We start from the raw sequence: 20,098 nt of genomic DNA on the forward strand, positions 1-20,098 counted from the left end.
TGTCCCAGGCGACACCGATAAGTGGCTGTTTCGAGAAGAACACGGGAATCTGGAGTTCGTCATGAGTGCTTTTCACGACCTTAATTTGACAGCCCTTGATGGTCAGGCGCTACCTTTGGCGCCGTTCAAGGGGCACGTGGTGCTGGTGGTCAACGTTGCTTCCAAATGTGGCCTGACCCCACAGTACGCGGCGCTGGAGAATCTCTACCAGCAATACAAGGCCAAAGGCTTCAGCGTGTTGGGCTTGCCGTGCAACCAGTTTGCCGGACAGGAGCCAGGCACCGAGCAGGAAATCCAGGAGTTTTGCAGCCTCAACTATGGCGTGACTTTTCCGTTGTCCAGCAAACTGGAAGTCAACGGGCATGAACGTCATCAGCTGTACAAACTGTTGGCGGGCGAGGGCGCGGAATTCCCGGGTGACATCACCTGGAACTTCGAAAAGTTCCTCCTGGGAAAAGACGGGCGTGTACTGGCGCGGTTCTCGCCACGTACGTCGCCGGACGATCCGAGCGTCATTCAGGCGATTGAAAAAGCCCTGAGCTGATCTCCCCACCTGTAGGAGCGAGCCGGCTCGCGATAGTCGTGAACGAAAACGCGGGAAACCTGACCCCCCGCAGCGTTCTCAGGTCCATCGTCGGAACGCCGCCCGGAGCAAGCTCGCTCCTACAGGGTTATTCGTAACCTTTTTCTCCTTAATCACCGAAATCAATAGTGCTATCCAGCGCGTGCGGATATCCATATTATCGCCGTCATAAAGTAATCCTTCGTGGAGCGTCCCCATGCCCGTCCAAGCCCTGTTCAAACCGTTCCACCTTGGCAACCTCGAACTGCCGACCCGCGTCGTCATGGCGCCGATGACCCGTTCGTTTTCCCCGGGCGGTGTACCCAATTCCAAAGTGATCGAGTACTACCGTCGTCGTGCTGCCGCTGGCGTTGGCCTCATCATCACTGAAGGCACCACCGTCGGGCACAAGGCATCCAATGGCTACCCGAACGTCCCGCACTTCTACGGCGAAGCCGCCCTGGCAGGCTGGAAGAAAGTCGTCGACGCCGTCCACGCCGAAGGCGGCAAGATCGTTCCGCAACTGTGGCATGTGGGCAGCGTGCGTCGTATCGGCACCGAGCCGGACGCCAGCGTGCCGGGTTATGGCCCGTCGGAAAAAGTGAAGGACGGTCAGGTCGTGGTTCATGGCATGACCAAACAAGATATTCAGGACGTGATCGCCGCGTTCGCCCAGGCCGCCAAGGATGCCCAGAGCATCGGCATGGACGGTGTGGAAATCCACGGCGCCCATGGCTACCTCATCGACCAGTTCTTCTGGGAAGGCAGCAATCAGCGCACCGACGAATATGGCGGCAACCTGGCCAACCGTTCGCGCTTCGCCATCGAATTGATCCAGGCGGTGCGTGCGGCGGTTGGTGAAGGTTTCCCGATCATCTTCCGTTTCTCGCAGTGGAAGCAGCAGGACTACACCGCGCGCCTGGTACAAACCCCGCAAGCCCTGGGCGAATTCCTCCAACCGCTGTCCGACGCCGGCGTGGATATCTTCCACTGCTCGACACGCCGTTTCTGGGAACCGGAATTCGACGGCTCCGAACTGAACCTGGCTGGCTGGACTCGCAAACTCACCGGCAAGCCAACCATCACCGTCGGTAGCGTCGGTCTGGATGGCGAGTTCCTGCAGTTCATGGTCAACACCGACAAGGTCGCGCAACCGGCCAGTCTTGAAAAACTGCTGGAGCGTTTGAACAACGACGAGTTCGACCTGGTCGCGGTGGGTCGTGCGCTGTTGGTCGATCCGGACTGGGCGCAGAAGGTGCGCGAAGGTCGTGAGCAGGACATCCTGCCGTTCAGTCGCGAAGCATTGATGACGTTGAGTTAAAGGCGTCTGTACCGGTCCCATCGCGGGCTTGCTCGCGATGGGGGCCTCAAAGTCAGTAAGTGTTCAAGGGACTATCGACGCGTTCGACACCACCTGTTCCCCCACGCAAGCCCCCCGCAACTGCCCCTCGAACTGCTCGATAATCGACGCCCAGCCCTGGCGACTGGCATGCTGGCGTGCGTTGAGCCGAACGCAGCGCAAGGTTTCCCGCTCTTCCAGTAGCCACGCCGCCGCATCGCAGAACGCTTCTTCATCCCCCGGCATCGCCAGTACGCCGTTGTAGCCATGGCGAATGTGCTGGGCTGCCGCTGCCTGATCGTAGGCCACGACCCCCAGCCCCGAGGCCAGCGCCTCAAGCACTACATTGCCAAAGGTTTCGGTCAGGCTCGGAAACAGAAATAAATCCCCCGACGCATAGTGACAGGCCAGGGCTTCACCGCGCTGAGTGCCGCAGAAAATCGCCTCGGGCAATTCGTTTTGCAGTTCCTGGCGCTGCGGACCATCGCCGACCACGATCAGCTTCAGGGTGCGCTGTGGATAACTGGCCTTGAGGGTGTCGAAGGTGCGCTTGAGCAATCCCAGGTTTTTTTCCTGGGCCAGGCGACCGACATGAATGACCGCGATGTCTTCTTCGGCCAATCCCCATTGCTCGCGCAGGGCGTACAAGCGTTTGGAGGGGTGAAACAATTGACTGTCGACCCCTCGGGAAAGCAGCGCCAGGCGCTCGAAGTGACGCCGTTCCAGCTCCATTCGCTGACTGACGCTGGGCACCAGGGTCATGGTCGAACGATTGTGGAACCAGCGCAGGTAGTGGGTCAGCAGCCGCGTCAACAAGCCGAGCCCATATTGGTGGGAGTACTGCTGGAAATTGGTGTGAAAGCCGCTGACCACCGATATCCCCAGGCGCCGTGCCGCTCGCAGTGCCGATAACCCCAATGGGCCTTCGGTGGCGATGTACAGCACATCCGGGCGATGGCGCTTCCAGCGGCGCAACAGCTTGTGCATTGACGACTGACCCCATTGCAAACCGGGATAGCCCGGCAGCGGCCAGCCCCGGCACAGCATCAACTCATCGTCGCTGCTCAGTTGCTGATCGCAGCCTTGGCGCGGCCTAATCAACTCCACCTGATGCCCGCGCGCGCGCAAACCGTCGCACAAGCGACCAAGGGTATTGGCCACGCCGTTGATTTCGGGAGGGAAGGTTTCGGTGATCAGGGTGATATGCAGAGCTGTCGTCATGACCTCAGTGTCGGCTGGGGTCATGTCGTCAGTGTGACGTCGGGATGATGGATTTGTGACTGCGCCGGGCACACATTCAGCAAAGAATCTTTACCGGACTAAAGCGCGGGATTACTGCCAGGGCACAGGGGGAGGATTTGCGACAGCCAGGGCGATCAGCGGCAGTTCCTTGAATCTGTTTGCGGCGTTCGGTGAATCCCAGGTGCGCTGCCCCAATGGCAGTAGCCATGACCTGAATTGCGTCCACATTTCTTCGGGTGAACTGAAGGTCGGTACTTCGATCCATAGCTGAACGCCCGCTCCGGCCATTGCTGGATGGCGCGAAGGAATTTCGGTGAAAGACGCTCCGGCGTTATCCATGAAATGGTTTGCCCGCCAAACATCGTAGATCCCGTGAGGCGAGTGTTTGGCGTGGAAGAGGTTGTCCCATGCTTTGTTGATGATGAAATAAAAGTCGCCATGGGCGTTGAGGACGGTGTAGCCGGCATCGACCAATTCTTGCGCATTCAGTTCGCCTCGCCGGCTGCCCCAGATGCTCCAGCACTCGATTTGCACCTGCTTTTTCAACGCAATGACTTGCCTCCTTTTCACCGCGCTGTCATTCCAGATGCGTGCGATTTTGCCCTTTTCTTGAACAAGCTCAGCCAGGCTGTTGATGAAGTATCTGACGGCATCTTCGGAGTCAGCCTCCAAATTGCCCGTTTCGTCACGTACGTACTGAGCTAATTGAGGTGTATTGTCCGGTGTGATTGGCTGCAGAAAGTACTCGTCAGCTCCTAAGTGGATGTAGCGACTTTGTGGAAACATTTCCATCAGGTCGGTGAACAGTGACTTGAGGAAGTTGCGGGCTGGCGCAATGCTGAAGTCGATGGCTTTTGATACCACTGACCCGTTATTGAGTTTTAGTTGCCACTGCGGCTTGTCGCGCAGAATCCAGTCCATGTGACCAGGCATGTCCAGTTCGGGAATGACCTCGATGTGATAGTCGGCGGCGGTATCCAGCACACGTTTCAGATCCGCTGCGCTCCACGCGTCATCGCTGGAAATATCCGGGTGGGACGGGAAAATGACTCTGACACCCTCATTGTCAGTGAGATGCAAATGCAGGGTATTGAGTTGATTCCAGGCCATCTCCTGTAACAGGCAGATGATCCACTCAGGACCGAACTGCCGACGGCCCATATCAATCATCACCGAACGTTCGGCATAGGCAGGTGCATCGATAATCACTGCCGGATCAAGAACCGTGGAGACGCGAGCCGCTTTGTGCAGGGTAGTCAGCGCCCGGGCCATGGCGCCCGGATTCTGTGCCGTAACGCGAATGGGCTGGGTGACATCGATTCGGTAGGTTTCATCTGCACCATGGACGGGGATCGCCACGTCACCCGTGTCTGGAGTAGACAGTCTTAATTCGATATCACTTGCTCTCGCCTGAGCGCCGGCCTGCGACTCCAGCAGAATTTGCGGTGGTGTTTGCAGCTGGGCTGCACCGGTCAAACCATAAGCCAGGCGGGTCGCCAAAGTACGAAGACACTCATCATTGATGAGAATTCGTGTGCTCGAGTTGATGGAATTCACGAGGCCGACTTGAGGCGCGGCATGCAGCACCGTCGGACTCATGTCGATCCATGGGAAGCGTTGGTTGGTTTCAGAGAAAGTGTTGTGTTGAATATCCGTATTCATTCTTCCGATCCTAATAAAGGGGGGCACACGACCCGAACGAGATGCAGTTTCTCGATAGGAGTGCCCCCGAAGATTAGGCGCATTAAAGGCAGCGCAATACTGTCAGAAGTAACAAGTAAGAATTAAGTTGGGTTTGGCTTCCAGTCAGGAGGCGCTTTTTTCCAGTGCGTCAAACCCGCGCTCACGCACCCAAAACAACGTCGCCCCGGCCACCGCGGCCGGCATCATCAGGATGTTGACCACCGGAATCAGCAGCGCCAGATAAACAATGCCGCCGAAACTCATGCTCTGCCAGCGTTTCTGCCGCAGCCAGGCGAGCATTTCGTTCCAGCCCAGCTTATGGTTGTCCGCCGGGTAGTCGATGTACTGGATCGCCATCATCCAGACCCCGAACAGCAGCCACAACGGCGCGGCGATGATGTTCACCACCGGGATGAACGAAAGAATGAACAGGCCGATCGCCCGGGGCAGGAAGTAACCGAGCTTGCGCATTTCCCGGCCCAGGGTGCGGGGGATCATGGCGATCAGTTCGCCCCAGCTGAAGGTCGGGAAGTCGTCGGTGCCGCGTACCACCACTTCGACTTTTTCCGCCAGGAAGCCATTGAACGGCGCGGCGATGACGTTGGCGAGCATGGTGAAGGTGAAGAACACCATCAACACCACCAGCACGACGAACAGTGGCCACAGGACATAACTGAGGAAGCTCAGCCAGTCGGGCAGGGAAGGCATCAGTGCGTCGACCCATAGGCTGAACTGGTGACCAGCCAGATAGATCAGTCCGACGAACAGCACCAGATTGATGACAAGTGGAAGCAATACAAAAAGACGCAGGCTGGGGCTGAGAACCAGTTTCAGGCCTTCGCGCAGGTATTGCGGGCCGGACAGAACAGGGGCGGGCATAACGTGCTCCGAGCAGAGGGAAAACGCGCCGACCTTACCGGCTTTGCCTGACGGGTGAAAGCGCGGTAGCGGCATCGACATTAACTGTAACAAAGGCGTCCTGATAATCACGCTTCCGGGATAGAGACCACCTATGAGCTGGATTGTTAAACCGTATTTCCTTAATCTTCGCCCCCTCGATACGCTGCACCCATTCTTTTTACAGGACTGTCGAGTTCAAGCCTTCCCCAAGTGCTTTCAATGGTCCTTTTTTATTCCCGCCGGCAAACCGGCGATCCGCGCCAGGTGTTCCGGGCCGGTCAACAGGAGCAGGTCATGTCTGAAGTCCGTCATTCGCGAGTGATTATTCTCGGTTCCGGCCCTGCCGGTTACAGTGCCGCGGTCTATGCCGCCCGTGCCAACCTCAAGCCACTGCTGATCACCGGCATGCAGGCTGGCGGTCAACTGACCACCACCACCGAAGTCGACAACTGGCCGGGCGATGTCCACGGCCTGACCGGCCCGGCGCTGATGGAACGCATGAAAGAGCACGCCGAGCGCTTTGAAACCGAGATCGTTTTCGATCACATCAATGCCGTGGACTTCGCTGCCAAGCCTTACACCCTGACCGGCGACAGCGCGACCTACACCTGCGATGCGCTGATCATCGCCACCGGTGCCAGCGCACGCTACCTGGGCCTGCCGTCGGAAGAAACGTTCATGGGCAAAGGCGTTTCGGCCTGCGCGACCTGCGACGGTTTCTTCTACCGCAACAAGCCAGTGGCTGTAGTGGGCGGCGGTAACACGGCGGTGGAAGAGGCGCTGTACCTGGCCAACATCGCCAGCACCGTGACCTTGATTCACCGTCGCGAAACCTTCCGCGCCGAGAAAATCCTGATCGACAAGCTCAACGCCCGCGTGGCCGAAGGCAAGATCATCCTGAAACTGAACGCCACCCTGGACGAAGTCCTGGGTGACAACATGGGCGTGACTGGCGCGCGTCTGAAGAACAACGACGGCAGCTTTGACGAAGTGAAAGTCGACGGCGTGTTCATCGCCATCGGCCACACCCCGAACACTTCGCTGTTCGAAGGTCAGTTGACGTTGAAAGATGGCTACCTGGTTGTGCAGGGCGGCCGTGATGGCAATGCCACGGCGACCAACATCGAAGGTATCTTCGCGGCCGGTGACGTGGCTGACCACGTATACCGTCAGGCCATCACCTCGGCCGGCGCCGGTTGCATGGCGGCACTCGATGCCGAGCGCTACCTGGATAATCTGCAGAACGCTTGATTCTGCGATCGGAAAAAAACCGGCTTCGGCCGGTTTTTTTATTGCGTCGAAACAATCTCATTACTGTAGGAGCGAGCGCGCTCGCGAGGGTGGTCAACCATGATGCTGGCAACCTGACACCTCGCGGTGCCCTGTCGTCCATCGCGAGCAGGCTCGCTCCTACGGGGGGAACGTGTTCAGGCCAGTTTCTTCAGGCACGCTTCGAGAATATCCAACCCTTCCTCCAGCACCGCGGCCTCGGTGGTCAACGGTGCCAGCAGCCGAATGATATGGCGTGATTTGCCGCTGGGCATCAGCAGCAACCCGGCGTCCCGCGCCAGGGCCAGCAGTTGCGTCAGTTGCGCGGCTGCCGGTGTGCCATCCGGTTTGATCATTTCGATGCCACGCATGGCGCCAACGCCAGTCAGTCGACCCAGATACGGTGACAGCTTGCTCGCACACCACGCTTCATAGCGGCTGACGATCGCTTCTTCCTGTTGCGAGCCCCAGGCTTTCAGGTTGGCATCGATCATTTCATCCAGCGTCGCCAGCGCGGCGGCACAGGCGATGGGATTGCCGGAGTAGGTGCCACCCAGCCCGCCCTTGGGCAAGTTGTCGAGCAGCGATTTACGCCCGACCACCGCCCCCAGCGGCACGCCACCCGCGATGCTTTTGCCCAGCAGGATCAAATCGGGTTCGATGCCCAGTCGCGAGAACGCAAAGCGTTGGCCGGTTCGGCCGAAACCGGACTGGATTTCATCGGCGATCAGCACAATGCCTTTCTCGTCGCAGAAACGCCGCAATGCCTGGGCAAACTCAACGTCCATCGCCAGAAAACCGCCTTCGCCCTGCACGGGTTCGACAATGAAACACGCCACGTCTTCGACATCGATCTCGACGCTGAACAGCCGCTCCATCGCCTTCAGGGCCTCGGCGCAGGTGACGCCGTTGTCCTTGCTCGGGAAGGGCAGGTGGTACACCGGCCCTGGCAACACACCGACTTTCTGTTTGTACGGCGCGACTTTGCCGTTGAGGTTGAGGGTGGCCAGCGTACGACCGTGGAAGCCTCCATCGAAGGCGATCACGGCGCTGCGGCCGGTGGCGCCGCGCACGATCTTCAGGGCGTTTTCCGCCGCCTCGGCGCCGCTGTTGGTGAGCATTCCACTGACGGGGTAGTCCACCGGGATAAACGCGCTGAGACCATCCATCAAGGCGATGTAGGGTTCATGTTGCGCCGCGTTGAACGCGTAGTGGGTCAGGCGGGTGGCCTGTTCGCGAATGGCTTCGACGATGCGCGGATGGCAATGGCCGAGATTGAGTACGCCGATGCCACCGACGAAGTCGATGTAGCGTTTGCCATCGGTGTCCCAGACCTCGGCGTTTTTACCGTGGCTGAGCGTGACAGGGTGAACGATGTTGATCGACTGACTGATGCTTTCGCTGCTCATGGATGACCGGCTCGGAAGAAGGAAGACTTCCTTTTATCTAAGCCGTGAGCAGCACTGGCGGGCAAATGAAATAAAGTGGCCGGGTCAATCTGAAAAGTCGGGATGTGCTTTGCGCGCCTTGAACGCTGACTTGTAGGAGCGAGCCCGCTCGCGATGGTCGTGAACGATAACGCTGGGAGCCTGATACCCCGCAGTGCTCATGAGTTTTTCGCGAGCAGTCGAGCGTCGACCGGCTGCTCCTACAAGTTAAATCAGCGGCGGGTCAGGGGCTGCTGATCAAACTTCACCCCGGCCAGGCCATGGGCCATCAACGCACGGATATTGCCGTGATCGCTGCCTTCAGGTGTGGCCAACACGGAACGGTAGTGTTCGCCGAACGCCAGCAGGGCTTCTTCATCGCTCAAACCTTCCAGCAGTGCCAGGCCCAGCGTCTTGCACGAACCTTCGTTCTGTCCGGCGGCGTTTTCCACGCCACCGTTGTTGAACGCCTGTGGCTGGTAGTCGTAACCGGCGGCGATGAAGGCCAGGGTATCGGCGAAGGCGTGTTCGCCGCTGTTGAGGCTGGTGCGCAGGGTGTTCAAATCACTCATTGGGTTTTCCTTTGGCGAACGCCGCTTGTTGTTCGGCGCTGGCTTCTTGCTGAAATTGGGCTTTCCAGTCGGCGTACGGCATGCCGTAAACCACTTCGCGGGCTTCGTCGAGGCTGACCTCGATCTGGCGTTCGTCGGCAGCCGCCTTGTACCACTTGGACAGGCAGTTACGGCAAAAACCCGAGAGGTTCATCAGGTCGATGTTCTGCACATCCTTGCGGCTGTCCAGGTGGGCCACCAGCCGGCGAAAGGCGGCGGCTTCGAGTTCCAGGCGTTGTTGATCGTTCATGGGGTCTCTCTGAGACAGCTGCAAGCGGCAAGCGTCGAGCTGCAAGTTGGATTTGCGATGCGGCGAAGTTTACAGCTTGCCGCTTGAAGCTTGTAGCTAGCCGCTGCTACACAGTAGTCCGGCTCGCCGCCAGGGTGATCGACACCGACTCGGCGAATCGCAGGGCGTGGGGCTTGTCCACTTCGACCTCGGCATACAGCACCGACTCGTTGGCCATGACCAGATCGAGAATCTCCTGGGTCAGGCGTTCAAGCAGGGCGAAGCGATTGCCCTCGACGTGGGCGATGATGGCCTTGGTAATGGTCCGGTAGTTCAGCGCGTGATCGATGTCATTGTCACGCACCGCTTCCTGGGCCGCGTAGAGGATGGTCAGGTTGATCAACACATCCTGTTTGTTGAGGATTTCATCCTCGTTGATGCCGATGAAGGTGCGCAGGCACAGGTCCTTGACCCGGATGCGTGCCATGCCTGGTTGAAGTTGTGGCATTACTACTTGCTCCGTCCAATCAATTGCAGGAACTCCTGGCGGGTGTTGCTCGACTCGCGAAAGGCGCCGAGCATCACCGAGGTGTTCATGGTCGAATTCTGTTTCTCGACGCCGCGCATCATCATGCACATGTGCCGGGCTTCGATGACCACCGCCACGCCCGCCGCGCCGGTTACTTGCTGCACCGCGTCGGCGATTTGCCGGGTGAGGTTTTCCTGGATCTGCAGGCGTCGGGCGAACATGTCTACCAACCGTGCGATCTTCGACAGGCCCAGCACCTTGCCCGTGGGAATATAAGCCACATGCGCCTTGCCAATGAAGGGCAGCAGGTGATGTTCGCAAAGCGAGTACAGCTCGATGTTGTCGACGATGACCATTTCATCGTTGTCGGAAGCGAACAACGCACCGTTGACGATTTCTTCGACACTCTGGTCGTAACCATGGCAGAGGTAGCGCATGGCCTTGGCCGCGCGCACCGGGGTGTCGAGCAGGCCTTCGCGGTCGGGGTCTTCACCGAGACCGATCAGGATCTCGCGGTAGCTCTGAGACAGGGCGTTCTGAGGCAGGGATAACGTCATGGAAAATCCTCGCGGGACACTTATTTGAGGTGCCTTCCGCCGTTGACGGTCAGGGTCGTGCCGGTGACATAAGGGTTGTCGAGCAAATAGCGCAGGCTCTGGTAGATCACTTCGCTGCCGGGTTCGATGCCCAGTGCGGATTTGGCCAACGTCTTGGCGCGGTAGGCCGCGTCGTCATCAGGGTTGAACATTAGCAGGGCCGGGGCGATCCCGTTGACCTTGATGCCTGGCGCGTATTTCGCGGCGAAGGACAGCGTCAGGCTGTCGAGCCCGGCTTTGCTGGCGCAGTAGCCAATGTGCCTGCTGCTGCCCTTGCGGGTCACGTCATCGCTGATGTGCACGATGTCGGCGGGGCTCGAGCGTTGGAGCAAGTCGGCGCAACGCAGATTGATCAGGTAGGGCGCCAGCATGTGCACGCTGAACATGCGGGTGAAGGCTTCGGCTTCGGTCCCCGGGGTTTCGGCCAGCCATTCGGAGGCGTTATGCACGATCGCCCGCAGGCTCTCGGTATGGGTTTTCAGCTCGCGGATGAAGGCAAGGATTCCGCCCTCGGTGGCGAAATCGGCAAACAGCGCCGTCGCCCCCAGATCGCGCAGGGCTTGTACGCCGGGGCGTTCGCTGCGGTAGCTGAAAATCACGCGATGGCCGTCTTCGAGCAATCGCTGCGCGCAATGCAGGCCGACACGCTGGCCGGCGCCGGTGATGAGGATTGGGGCTGCGGAAGAGGTCATGAACGGCTCGCGTCGCGGTAAGAGCAAAACTATACCAGCGCATTGCAGCGTTCACCTACGCCCCCGGTAGGAGCGAGCCAGCTCGCGATGGTCGTGAACGATAACGCTGAGAGCCTGATACCCCGCAGCGCTCTCAGGTTCATCGCGAGCTGGCTCGCTCCTACACCGGGAGATCAGCGGCTTTGAGGGCTTGGCTCGGCGGACAACCGGCGCACAGGCTTGCTATTGAGCCAACCCGCCAACAACCGGGTCGACAATGGAATGAAGAAGTAGACCATCAAGGGGGTCAGGCACAGCGTGCTGACAAATATGCGAGGCAGCAGGCTCATTTCACTCAGCAACGGTCCAAGAACAAAGTTGAACAGCAGCGACACCGGAAAGAACGCCAGCCAGATCGCCACCGCCTGTTTCCAGCGTGGTGGGCGTTGGCCTGCGGCGCCAAACCAGCCTTCGATGCCACTGACCCGATGTTCCATCGGATGGGCGAACAAGTCGCTACCGCGCGCCAGCCACGCCGTACGCGAGGCGGAGTGTTCCCAGGCGTGCAGAGTCTGCTCATCGGCGAAGCGGAAAATAATCTGGAATTCATTATCGTCGGGCGGCGGAGCGAGCACGCCGGAGCCGAGATAACCGGGGAAGTCGGTGGCCAGTTGTTCGCCTTCGCGTAACCAGGCGATCAGATCCTGATAACGCCCATCGGCAACGCGACGTGCAACCATCAGCGTGACGGGTGAGGTAGACATTGTGTATCTCCGTAAGGCTTTTGCATCGATCCGGGTAGGAACTTCGCTGAACGCAGTGCCGGGGTGGTGGACTGCGTGTCCTGACAAGCAAGGATTATTCCGCATTCTACCCGTTTTCATATTTGGTGTTTTTCGATCACGCATGGCTTGAATGATCACGGGGCAGGGGAGTTAAAATGCGGCTCGAACCACGCATGGACGTTGAGGCCCAGATGCCCGTACTTACTGATGGTGCTTCAGGCGTACCGCAGGCTGTATCTCTTGAGCAGGAAGAGCTCTTTCCCATTCGCGAAGTATCTCGCGTGACCGGCGTCAATCCGGTCACGCTGCGTGCGTGGGAGCGACGCTATGGTCTGATCGTGCCAACGCGCACCGAAAGTGGGCATCGCCTGTACTCGATGGCCGATATCGAGCGTGTCCGCAGCATCCTCGGCTGGATCGAACGCGGTGTCGCGGTCAGCAAGATCGGCAAGATACTGGCCAAGGCAGCGCCGCTTCAGGCGTTGTCGCACCTGATCCCCAACGACCTCGTGCAAGCTGACTATGCGCAATGGCATCAGCAGCTACAGGCCGCCGTCAGTGCTTTTGACGATGTGCTGCTGGAGCAGATATACGGACAGATCTTTTCCAGCTACAGCCAGCCGGTGGTGTTTCAGGACATCCTGCTCCCGCTCTGGAAGCAGTTGCTGCAACGCCAGGATTCGTTCGGCCGGGTCAGCGAGTGGTTGTTCCTGGATAGTTTCCTGCGATCACGGGTCACGCAACGGTTGCTGTTGATCCGTGACAAGCACCCAGGGCGAGTCATCGTCAGCGCCCTGTCGGGCCAATGCCGGGAACTTGAATTATTGATTGCAGCCTTGTTCCTGAGCAGCGAACAAGCCGGCGTGCGCGTGTTAGCCATCGGGCAGCCATTTGATGAGTTGACCCTGGTGTGCGAAAGGATCAAGCCCCAGGCATTGGTGCTTTTTTCCAATCACGTACCGGCCCCCGAACTTCCACGGCGCCTGAATCGCCTGGCGATGAGCCTAGATTGTCCGTTGCTGCTGGCCGGTGATGCGTCCGACCTGGCGCAGGAAAGCCTTGCCGGATCGTCGATTGGTTGTCTGGGAAGCGAGGGTGTGGTGATGCGCCAGCGTCTGAAACAGTTCCTGGCGGGCAATCTGGATACTTGAATTCAGAGATGCAGGCTAGGGTGGGTCAATCGATGTTGCTGCAGGATGTACTGGCGCAGGCGTTCGGTTTCATCCGTGTCGCTCTGGCTCAATTGATAGGCGTAGAAGCCTTGCTCGGTTTCCTTCTCGAAGGTGCCGCGCAGCGCGATTCGCTCATAGCCTGAAGGGCTGAACCACAAAGCGAAATGCTTCGGTGCCTTGGTCTTGTTGCGAACCTCGAGCAAAACCCCTTTGAACGAGACTTCATGCACCCACATCGTGCCGGGTTGGCCTTGGGCATTTTCCAGTGCTACCGGCTCTTCGAGCACCAGTCGCCATGGCCGCACCAATGGACCGTCTTCATAAATACTGGGAACACCCAGGCGCAGATGCAGCGCATGAAACTCGTCTTCCACCAAGTGCAGGGGGAAAGTCATTTGCTGATTTTCGAAGTTGGCCTGGATGGTGACTTGCTCATGCGCTGCCAGGCGCGTGAGTAAGTCACGGATTTGCGAACCGCCGTTTACGAGCAGGCTCGACGTCGCATCACGCACATTGAGCTGCGGGTTGTGTTGCATGGTCTGGATGAAATCCAGCTCATCCTGAGTGAGGAGCGCGTCGCGATGCATGGCAGGCTCGAAAGAAATAGTTACAAAGTGTTCGGTGATTGTAGTTAATGACAATTGATTCGCGGATTTGTTTTAACCGTTCGTCGCTTTTAGCGCCGCAAGCTCAGCCTGGACTTCGGCCAATTGCGCTTCAAGCTGCGCAATCCGCTGCTGTGCCTTGACTTGCAGCGTCACGTCTTTCTGTACACCGATAAAATAAACCAGCCCGTCACTCGGATTTTGCACCGTCGAAATGGACAGCTCATTCCAGAACGGTGTGCCGTCCTTGCGGTAGTTGCGCAGGATTTCCCGACAGGATCCTTCGCTCTTCAATGCATCACGAATCTTCGACAAAGCTGGCTGATCCCGGTCTCCGGATTGCAGGAAGCGACAATCCTGGTAAAGGATTTCTTCGCTGGAGTAACCGGTGAGGCGCTCGAATGCCGGGTTGACGTAAATCAGAATATTGTCCTGCTCGCCTTCTTTTTCGGCAATCACGACGCCGTCGTTGGAGGCGTTGATCGCCAATTGCAGCAGTTTCGAGTTGATCATGGTGGACCCCTTCCATGTTGGTTGTCGGGGGGATTCTAAAAGAACAATAAAGACTGTGCTGTTAAGATCCCGGTCTTTGACTCAGCTTCAGGATCAGATTGATGAAAGTCGCCATCATTTCCGGCTCGGTGTACGGCACGGCCGAAGAGGTTGCCCGTCACGCCGCCAGCCTTTTGCAAGCCGCCGGTTTCGAAACCTGGCACAACCCGCGTGCAAGTCTGGCCGATGTTCAGGCCTTTGGCCCGCAAGCCTTCCTGGCGGTGACCTCGACCACCGGCATGGGTGAATTGCCGGATAACCTGCAACCGTTGTACTTCGCGATCCGCGACCAATTGCCCGCGGCCTGGCGTGGTTTGCCGGGCGCGGTGATTGGTTTGGGCGATGCGAGCTACGGCGATACGTTCTGCGGCGGCGGCGAATTAATGCGTGAGTTGTTCGGTGAGCTGGGTATTCGCGAAGTGCTGCCGATGCTGCGCCTGGACGCCAGTGAAAGCGTCACTCCGGAAACGGATGCCGAGCCCTGGCTGGCAGAGCTGGCTGGCGCTCTGCGGGGCTGACCGAGCACCGCTCAACGTCTGTAAACGTCAATTCACAGGGCGCTGCCGGGGCTGCAGGCAGTGCCCGGCTCCCCCTCTCTGGCGGCGGTACTTTGACGTGTATCGCGCTTCACTGAACGACTGACTCGCTCGGCCATCAAGCTGGCTGCCAATGCAACTACGCGAACCCTGGAGGGTGTCTAGACTCGATAGTCACTGGAAACACTCCATAATAAAAACCAGAGGTTCCTTGTCGTGAGCGTAGCCCCCGTTCAATCCCTCGACAGCGTCAAAGACCAGGTCAGTGCCGCCGAGTGGCAGACCCGGGTCGACCTGGCGGCCTGTTATCGCCTGGTTGCCCTGCACGGCTGGGACGATCTGATTTTCACCCACATCTCGGCCAAGGTGCCTGGTACCGAAGACTTCCTGATCAACCCGTTCGGGATGATGTTTCACGAGATGACTGCCTCGAGCCTGGTCAAGGTCGATCAGGCCGGCAACAAGCTGATGGACAGCCCCTACGAGATCAATCCGGCCGGTTACACCATCCACAGTGCGGTTCACGAGGTTCGCCATGATGTCGTCTGCGTGCTGCACACCCACACCGCCTCGGGTGTTGCGGTCTCGGCGCAGAAACAAGGCATTTTGCCGATCAGCCAACAGTCGTTGTTCGTGCTTTCCAGCCTGGCGTATCACGCCTACGAAGGCGTTGCGCTGAATCACGAAGAGAAGGCGCGACTGCAAGCCGATCTCGGGGAAAACAATTTCCTGATGCTGCACAACCACGGTTTGCTGACCTGCGGCGGCACCATCGCCGACACGTTCCTGATGATGTTTACCTTCCAGCGCGCCTGTGACATCCAGGTCATGGCGCAGGGCGGTGGCGCGGAACTGATCGCCATCGAACCGCAGATTCTGGCGGGTGCCAAGGCAATGATCGCCGGTGTCACCAAAAGTGCTGAAGGCATGGGCGGTGCGTTGGCCTGGCCAGCGCTACTGCGCAAACTCGATAAACAAGACACGGGTTATAAACTCTAATGGCACTCGCTGAGATTCCTCTGTGTATCTGGCGCAAGCGCAGCCAGACATTCGACTTCCGTGGCCAGACCATTCGTTACTGGACGGCGGGGCAGGGTGAGCCGCTGCTGCTCATCCATGGCTTCCCGAGTGCCAGTTGGGATTGGCATTACCTGTGGCAGCCGCTGGCTCAGCGCTATCGGGTGATTGCCTGCGACATGTTGGGCTTCGGTGACTCGGCCAAACCGGTGAATCACGAATACAGCTTGCTGGAGCAGGCTGATCTGCAACAGGCACTGCTGGCTCAACTGGGTGTCGAGCAGCCTGTGCACCTGCTGGCGCATGATTACGGCGACAGCGTGGCCCAGGAACTGCTGGCCCGGCATTACGATTCGCAGATTCAAATTGCCAGTTGCGTGTTCCTCAATGGCGGGCTGTTTCCTGAAACCCATCGTCCCGTATTGATGCAAAAACTACTGCTTAGCCCATTGGGCTGGATGATTGGCCGCGCGTTCAGTCGCGATGGGTTGGTGAAGAGTTTTCATCAGATCTTTGGCCCTCAGACGCTTCCCACCGAGAGCGAAATGGATGATTTCTGGAGCCTGATCGAAAGCAATAACGGGCCACGGGTCATGCACAAGTTGATCGGCTACATACCTGAACGGCGAGTACAACGCGATCGTTGGGTCGCCGCCATGCAGCGCGGTGAGGTGCCTTTGCGCGTGATCGATGGCGAGGTCGATCCGATCTCCGGCGCGCACATGGTCGCGCGTTATCGGGAGCTGATCCCCAACCCGGATGCGGTGCTGTTGAGCGGCATCGGTCACTACCCACAGATCGAGGCACCGTGCCAGGTACTCAAGCACTACCTGGCGTTTCGCGATCAGCAGATGCTGCCGCCGCTCAAGGTGGCGTGTTCCTGAGTTCCGCTGAACGCTGAACACTGTCTGGCGAGGGTGCCTTTGTGGCGAGGGGGTAACCCCCCCCTCGCGACAGGTGCTGTGCTCGCCATCTGCATCATCAATCATCCCCCAGCCTTATCGCGCACCATTCAGCCTCCCCCCTGTTCATTGTGACCCGCAGCGCCGTGCCTGAAACTCCAAGGCAATGTCCCTGGCCTGTTGGAGTCCCCACCATGAATGAGTTTGTGCGCTTCGAAGATAAAGTCGTGATCATCACCGGTGCGGGTGGCGGCCTGGGTCGGGCGCATGCGCTGTTGTTCGCCCAGCAGGGCGCCAAGGTGCTGGTCAACGACCTTGGTGGTTCGACTCAGGGTGAGGGCGCCAATGCGTCGGCCGCAGACCGTGTGGTCGCGCAAATCCGCGACGCCGGTGGCACTGCCGTGGCCAACCACGACTCGGTCACCGATGGCGACAAGCTCGTTCAACATGCACTCGACGTCTTCGGTCGTGTCGATGTGGTGGTCAACAACGCCGGCATCCTGCGCGACAAGACCTTCCACAAAATGGAAGACGCCGATTGGGACCTGGTTTACCGCGTCCACGTCGAAGGTGCCTACAAAGTCACCCGCGCCGCCTGGCCGCACATGCGCGAGCAAAACTACGGCCGGGTGATCTTCACTGCGTCCACCTCGGGCATCTACGGCAACTTCGGTCAATCCAACTACGGCATGGCCAAGCTCGGGCTCTACGGCCTGACCCGCACCCTGGCCATCGAAGGCCGCAAGAACAACATCCTGGTCAACGCCATCGCCCCCACCGGCGGTACGCGCATGACCGAAGGCCTGATCCCGCCGCAAGTGTTCGAGCAACTCAAGCCGGAACTGGTCAGCCCGTTGGTGGTGTACCTGGCCAGCGAAAACTGCCAGGAAACTTCTGGCCTGTTCGAAGTCGGCGGCGGCTGGATGGGCAAGGTGCGCTGGGAGCGCAGCCTGGGCGCCGGGTTCGACCCTCGGGTGGGTTTCTCGCCGGAAGATGTGGCGGCGCACTGGCAGCAGATTTGTGATTTCGAAGGCGCAGCGCATCCGAAGGACAACATTGAAGCGCTGAAGGAAATGATGGGGAATTTGCAGAAGTATTCGTTGTAATGCGGCGTTCTGATTGCCAGGGATGTTGCTGTCTCAAGCGCGGATTGTTGCGTGGTAATTGTTCCCGTGAGAGCGGCCCAAATAGCGGCAAAATTCGACCCATAAAAAAAAGGCCGCTGCAAACGCAGCGGCCAAAGAAGACGTTGGATCCAGGAGCTACAAATCAACGTCGGTGTGCACGGGGCGATGAGTCGAGAACCTCAATCTCATCTGAAATCTGTCGCCAGTCGGCACGGTGAATCACGTGCCGCTGCTTCGTGCTTCCGGGCGGGTTCCCGTGAAAGCCAGGCTAGAATAAGTGTTGGCCAGTAAAGGAAAAATAGCGATTCGAGACATGCTGTATTGCGACATTCGTAACAGTCCTGATGACCTCTTTGAGGTCCATTTCGCCACAACATGCGCACAGCTGATGGCCTCCCATCCAGCCCATCCATACCCCCGTGTAAACCCCCGTTCCCGGCGGCCACTCATCCTTTAGAGGTACACCACGAATACCTCCTTGGTGCGCTTATCGTCCCCGGTGGGCGGCAGTAGGGTGAGGCCTTCTGTCACTCACCGGGGAAGACGCATGACAAAAACAACAATGCGCGCCATCTTCACGCCGCAGGCGCTGGCCGCTGCGGTGGCCTTGGGTTGCTGTGCCCAGGCACAGGCCATTTCATTCAACGTCGGCGAGATCGAGGGGACGTTCGACTCGTCGCTGTCGGTGGGCGCGAGCTGGGGCATGCGTGATGCCGACAACTCGCTGGTGGGCTTGGTCAACGGCGGTTCGGGCCAGTCCTCGACCGGCGATGACGGGCGGCTGAATTTCAAGAAAGGCGAGACGTTCTCGAAGATCTTCAAAGGCATCCATGACCTTGAGCTCAAGTACGGCGACACCGGTGTGTTTGTCCGTGGCAAGTATTGGTACGACTTCGAACTGAAGGACGAAGACCGCGAGTTCAAGCCCATCAGCGATCATGGCCGCAAGGAGGGCGCCAAGTCTTCCGGCGGGCAGATCCTCGATGCCTTCGTCTATCACAACTACTCCATCGCCGATCTGCCGGGCACGGTGCGTGCGGGCAAGCAGGTGGTCAGTTGGGGCGAAAGTACATTCATCGGTAACTCGATCAACAGCATCAACCCGGTGGATGTTTCCGCGTTCCGGCGCCCGGGGGCCGAGATCAAGGAAGGCTTGATTCCGGTGAACATGTTGTTTGCTTCCCAGGGCCTGACGGACAAGTTGACCGTGGAAGGCTTCTACCAACTGGAATGGGACCAGACCGTTCTCGACAACTGCGGGACCTTCTTCGGCGTCGACGTGGCGGCGGACGGTTGCAACAAGAACTACACCGTCGCCAGCCCGGCCATCGCCCCGTTGCAGCCGATTGCCGCAGCGTTTGGCCAAGGGTTTGAAGTCAGCAAGGAGGGCGTGATCGTGCCCCGTGGCGGTGACCGTGATGCCCGCGATTCCGGACAATGGGGGACGGCGTTGCGCTGGCTCGGCGACGACACCGAGTACGGTCTGTACTTCATGAACTACCACGGCCGCACGCCGACGGTGGGCACCGTCACCGCGGGTGCCAGCACGCTGGCGAGCATTCCGGGGATCGTGGCCACGGCTAACCGGATCGCGCCCGGCAGTGGCTCGGGTCTCGCGCAAAGTGTGATGCTCGGGCGCGGTCAGTATTACCTCGATTACCCGGAAGACATTCGCCTGTACGGCGCGAGTTTCTCTACCACCTTGTCCACCGGTACCGCATGGACCGGCGAGATCAGTTATCGGCCCAACGCACCGGTGCAGGTCAACACCAACGACCTGACCCTGGCCATGCTCAACCCGATTGCCGGTGGCGCGGCATCGCCCATTGCGTCCCGTCCAGGCGCCGACAACAAGGGCTATCGGCGCAAGGAAATAACCCAGGTCCAGAGCACCCTGACGCACTTCGTCGATCAGGTGATGGGCGCTGATCGCCTGACCCTGGTAGGCGAGGCGGCAGTGGTTCACGTCGGTGGCCTGGAGGCCCGCAGCAAGCTGCGCTATGGACGCGACTCGGTATACGGGCAGTATGGTTTCGGCGGCGACACCGATGGCTTCGTGACCTCGACCTCCTGGGGTTATCGAGCCCGGGCCATCCTCGATTACAACAACCTCATCGCCGGCATCAACATCAAACCCAACCTGTCGTGGTCCCACGACGTCAGCGGGTATGGCCCCAACGGGCTGTTCAACGAAGGTGCCAAGGCCATCAGCCTCGGCGTCGACGCGGACTACCGCAATACCTACACCGCAAGCCTCAATTACACCGACTTCTTCGGGGGGGACTACAACACCCTCGAGGACCGCGACTTCGTGGCGTTGAGCTTTGGCGTGAACTTCTGATCT

The 20,098-nt window shown here is 59.1% G+C and carries 21 protein-coding genes; 9 read left to right on the plus strand and 12 right to left on the minus strand.

The annotated features are described in order from the left end of the window. Positions 1-61 precede the first annotated feature (61 nt). Entirely contained in the window at positions 62-544 is a 483-nt protein-coding gene (locus AC1Q6D_RS21025; protein ID WP_103405219.1) for a glutathione peroxidase, read from the plus strand. Between the two features lie 235 nt (positions 545-779). Further along, positions 780-1,883 (plus strand): NADH:flavin oxidoreductase, encoded by a 1,104-nt coding sequence (locus AC1Q6D_RS21030; RefSeq protein ID WP_103405220.1) that lies wholly within the window; start codon positions 780-782, stop codon positions 1,881-1,883. Positions 1,884-1,946: 63 nt separating this feature from the next. Here AC1Q6D_RS21030 and AC1Q6D_RS21035 read toward each other — a convergent pair whose 3' ends face one another. From AC1Q6D_RS21035 to cysZ, 3 genes are all read right to left on the minus strand, one after another. After that, positions 1,947-3,146, minus strand: a complete 1,200-nt coding sequence (locus AC1Q6D_RS21035) for a glycosyltransferase family 4 protein (protein WP_103405221.1) — start codon at positions 3,144-3,146, stop codon at positions 1,947-1,949. An 87-nt stretch (positions 3,147-3,233) separates the two neighbouring features. Continuing rightward, complete coding sequence (locus AC1Q6D_RS21040; RefSeq protein ID WP_103405222.1) at positions 3,234-4,805, minus strand: family 20 glycosylhydrolase; 1,572 nt, start codon at positions 4,803-4,805, stop codon at positions 3,234-3,236. Positions 4,806-4,949: 144 nt separating this feature from the next. Beyond that, a complete protein-coding gene (gene cysZ / locus AC1Q6D_RS21045) occupies positions 4,950-5,705 on the minus strand; it encodes a sulfate transporter CysZ (RefSeq protein WP_103405223.1) in 756 nt (251 codons plus the stop codon). A 315-nt stretch (positions 5,706-6,020) separates the two neighbouring features. On the opposite strand from cysZ, the gene trxB reads away from it, so the two are divergent. Then, positions 6,021-6,977 carry a thioredoxin-disulfide reductase gene (trxB, locus tag AC1Q6D_RS21050; RefSeq protein ID WP_047539318.1) on the plus strand — a complete coding sequence of 319 codons (957 nt, stop codon included), beginning with the start codon at positions 6,021-6,023 and terminating at the stop codon, positions 6,975-6,977. A 176-nt stretch (positions 6,978-7,153) separates the two neighbouring features. On the opposite strand, the gene AC1Q6D_RS21055 is transcribed toward trxB, so the two are convergent. The 7 genes from AC1Q6D_RS21055 to AC1Q6D_RS21085 all read right to left on the minus strand — a co-directional run bounded on the left by AC1Q6D_RS21055 (position 7,154) and on the right by AC1Q6D_RS21085 (position 11,822). Further along, positions 7,154-8,404 (minus strand): 2-aminoadipate transaminase, encoded by a 1,251-nt coding sequence (locus tag AC1Q6D_RS21055; protein WP_103405225.1) that lies wholly within the window; start codon positions 8,402-8,404, stop codon positions 7,154-7,156. Positions 8,405-8,655: 251 nt separating this feature from the next. Continuing rightward, complete coding sequence (locus tag AC1Q6D_RS21060; RefSeq protein ID WP_103405226.1) at positions 8,656-8,994, minus strand: HopJ type III effector protein; 339 nt, start codon at positions 8,992-8,994, stop codon at positions 8,656-8,658. Next, positions 8,987-9,283 (minus strand): DUF1244 domain-containing protein, encoded by a 297-nt coding sequence (locus AC1Q6D_RS21065; protein WP_047537806.1) that lies wholly within the window; start codon positions 9,281-9,283, stop codon positions 8,987-8,989. Before AC1Q6D_RS21065 ends, AC1Q6D_RS21060 begins: the two co-directional genes overlap by 8 nt. Before the next feature lie 106 nt (positions 9,284-9,389). Further along, the gene (gene folX, locus AC1Q6D_RS21070) at positions 9,390-9,770 is read right to left on the minus strand and encodes a dihydroneopterin triphosphate 2'-epimerase (RefSeq protein WP_103405227.1); all 381 of its coding nucleotides are present in this window, start codon (positions 9,768-9,770) and stop codon (positions 9,390-9,392) included. A 2-nt stretch (positions 9,771-9,772) separates the two neighbouring features. After that, entirely contained in the window at positions 9,773-10,348 is a 576-nt protein-coding gene (folE, locus tag AC1Q6D_RS21075; protein WP_047537811.1) for a GTP cyclohydrolase I FolE, read from the minus strand. 20 nt (positions 10,349-10,368) lie between these two features. Continuing rightward, entirely contained in the window at positions 10,369-11,079 is a 711-nt protein-coding gene (gene folM / locus AC1Q6D_RS21080) for a dihydromonapterin reductase (protein WP_103405228.1), read from the minus strand. Between the two features lie 173 nt (positions 11,080-11,252). After that, positions 11,253-11,822: an antibiotic biosynthesis monooxygenase gene (locus tag AC1Q6D_RS21085; RefSeq protein WP_047537817.1), complete on the minus strand. Its 570-nt coding sequence runs from the start codon at positions 11,820-11,822 to the stop codon at positions 11,253-11,255. Between the two features lie 212 nt (positions 11,823-12,034). Here AC1Q6D_RS21085 and AC1Q6D_RS21090 point away from each other — a divergent pair, with 212 nt between their 5' ends. Beyond that, a complete protein-coding gene (locus tag AC1Q6D_RS21090) occupies positions 12,035-12,994 on the plus strand; it encodes a MerR family transcriptional regulator (RefSeq protein ID WP_103405286.1) in 960 nt (319 codons plus the stop codon). Between the two features lie 2 nt (positions 12,995-12,996). Here AC1Q6D_RS21090 and AC1Q6D_RS21095 read toward each other — a convergent pair whose 3' ends face one another. Next, positions 12,997-13,602, minus strand: coding sequence for a hypothetical protein (locus AC1Q6D_RS21095; RefSeq protein ID WP_103405229.1), 606 nt, complete (start codon positions 13,600-13,602; stop codon positions 12,997-12,999). 72 nt (positions 13,603-13,674) lie between these two features. Beyond that, positions 13,675-14,133, minus strand: coding sequence for a PAS domain-containing protein (locus AC1Q6D_RS21100; protein ID WP_103405230.1), 459 nt, complete (start codon positions 14,131-14,133; stop codon positions 13,675-13,677). A gap of 101 nt (positions 14,134-14,234) precedes the next feature. Between AC1Q6D_RS21100 and AC1Q6D_RS21105 the strand changes: the two genes are divergently transcribed. The 5 genes from AC1Q6D_RS21105 (at position 14,235) to AC1Q6D_RS21125 (ending at position 20,095) form a co-directional block, all read left to right on the plus strand. Then, positions 14,235-14,690 (plus strand): flavodoxin, encoded by a 456-nt coding sequence (locus AC1Q6D_RS21105; RefSeq protein ID WP_047537826.1) that lies wholly within the window; start codon positions 14,235-14,237, stop codon positions 14,688-14,690. Positions 14,691-14,924: 234 nt separating this feature from the next. Continuing rightward, positions 14,925-15,707 carry a class II aldolase/adducin family protein gene (locus tag AC1Q6D_RS21110; RefSeq protein ID WP_103405231.1) on the plus strand — a complete coding sequence of 261 codons (783 nt, stop codon included), beginning with the start codon at positions 14,925-14,927 and terminating at the stop codon, positions 15,705-15,707. Beyond that, positions 15,707-16,609 (plus strand): alpha/beta fold hydrolase, encoded by a 903-nt coding sequence (locus AC1Q6D_RS21115; protein WP_047537831.1) that lies wholly within the window; start codon positions 15,707-15,709, stop codon positions 16,607-16,609. Before AC1Q6D_RS21110 ends, AC1Q6D_RS21115 begins: the two co-directional genes overlap by 1 nt. A 212-nt stretch (positions 16,610-16,821) precedes the next feature. Then, positions 16,822-17,733 carry an SDR family oxidoreductase gene (locus tag AC1Q6D_RS21120; RefSeq protein ID WP_103405232.1) on the plus strand — a complete coding sequence of 304 codons (912 nt, stop codon included), beginning with the start codon at positions 16,822-16,824 and terminating at the stop codon, positions 17,731-17,733. A 568-nt stretch (positions 17,734-18,301) separates the two neighbouring features. Further along, the gene (locus AC1Q6D_RS21125) at positions 18,302-20,095 is read left to right on the plus strand and encodes a DUF1302 domain-containing protein (protein WP_103405233.1); all 1,794 of its coding nucleotides are present in this window, start codon (positions 18,302-18,304) and stop codon (positions 20,093-20,095) included. The last annotated feature ends 3 nt before the right edge of the window (positions 20,096-20,098 follow it).

Source organism: Pseudomonas sp. MT92 (assembly GCF_058792515.1).

Excerpts from the sequence above, each read along its gene's own strand:
- AC1Q6D_RS21055 (WP_103405225.1), bottom strand. The coding sequence starts at position 8,404 with ATGAGCAGCGAAAGCATCAGTCAGTCGATCAACATCGTTCACCCTGTC.
- AC1Q6D_RS21100 (WP_103405230.1), bottom strand. The coding sequence starts at position 14,133 with ATGATCAACTCGAAACTGCTGCAATTGGCGATCAACGCCTCCAACGAC.
- folM (WP_103405228.1), bottom strand. The coding sequence starts at position 11,079 with ATGACCTCTTCCGCAGCCCCAATCCTCATCACCGGCGCCGGCCAGCGT.
- AC1Q6D_RS21060 (WP_103405226.1), bottom strand. The coding sequence starts at position 8,994 with ATGAGTGATTTGAACACCCTGCGCACCAGCCTCAACAGCGGCGAACAC.
- AC1Q6D_RS21120 (WP_103405232.1), top strand. The coding sequence starts at position 16,822 with ATGAATGAGTTTGTGCGCTTCGAAGATAAAGTCGTGATCATCACCGGT.
- AC1Q6D_RS21095 (WP_103405229.1), bottom strand. The coding sequence starts at position 13,602 with ATGCATCGCGACGCGCTCCTCACTCAGGATGAGCTGGATTTCATCCAG.
- AC1Q6D_RS21040 (WP_103405222.1), bottom strand. The coding sequence starts at position 4,805 with ATGAATACGGATATTCAACACAACACTTTCTCTGAAACCAACCAACGC.
- folE (WP_047537811.1), bottom strand. The coding sequence starts at position 10,348 with ATGACGTTATCCCTGCCTCAGAACGCCCTGTCTCAGAGCTACCGCGAG.
- AC1Q6D_RS21030 (WP_103405220.1), top strand. The coding sequence starts at position 780 with ATGCCCGTCCAAGCCCTGTTCAAACCGTTCCACCTTGGCAACCTCGAA.
- cysZ (WP_103405223.1), bottom strand. The coding sequence starts at position 5,705 with ATGCCCGCCCCTGTTCTGTCCGGCCCGCAATACCTGCGCGAAGGCCTG.
- AC1Q6D_RS21105 (WP_047537826.1), top strand. The coding sequence starts at position 14,235 with ATGAAAGTCGCCATCATTTCCGGCTCGGTGTACGGCACGGCCGAAGAG.
- AC1Q6D_RS21035 (WP_103405221.1), bottom strand. The coding sequence starts at position 3,146 with ATGACCCCAGCCGACACTGAGGTCATGACGACAGCTCTGCATATCACC.
- AC1Q6D_RS21115 (WP_047537831.1), top strand. The coding sequence starts at position 15,707 with ATGGCACTCGCTGAGATTCCTCTGTGTATCTGGCGCAAGCGCAGCCAG.
- AC1Q6D_RS21125 (WP_103405233.1), top strand. The coding sequence starts at position 18,302 with ATGACAAAAACAACAATGCGCGCCATCTTCACGCCGCAGGCGCTGGCC.
- folX (WP_103405227.1), bottom strand. The coding sequence starts at position 9,770 with ATGCCACAACTTCAACCAGGCATGGCACGCATCCGGGTCAAGGACCTG.
- trxB (WP_047539318.1), top strand. The coding sequence starts at position 6,021 with ATGTCTGAAGTCCGTCATTCGCGAGTGATTATTCTCGGTTCCGGCCCT.
- AC1Q6D_RS21065 (WP_047537806.1), bottom strand. The coding sequence starts at position 9,283 with ATGAACGATCAACAACGCCTGGAACTCGAAGCCGCCGCCTTTCGCCGG.
- AC1Q6D_RS21090 (WP_103405286.1), top strand. The coding sequence starts at position 12,035 with ATGCCCGTACTTACTGATGGTGCTTCAGGCGTACCGCAGGCTGTATCT.
- AC1Q6D_RS21025 (WP_103405219.1), top strand. The coding sequence starts at position 62 with ATGAGTGCTTTTCACGACCTTAATTTGACAGCCCTTGATGGTCAGGCG.
- AC1Q6D_RS21085 (WP_047537817.1), bottom strand. The coding sequence starts at position 11,822 with ATGTCTACCTCACCCGTCACGCTGATGGTTGCACGTCGCGTTGCCGAT.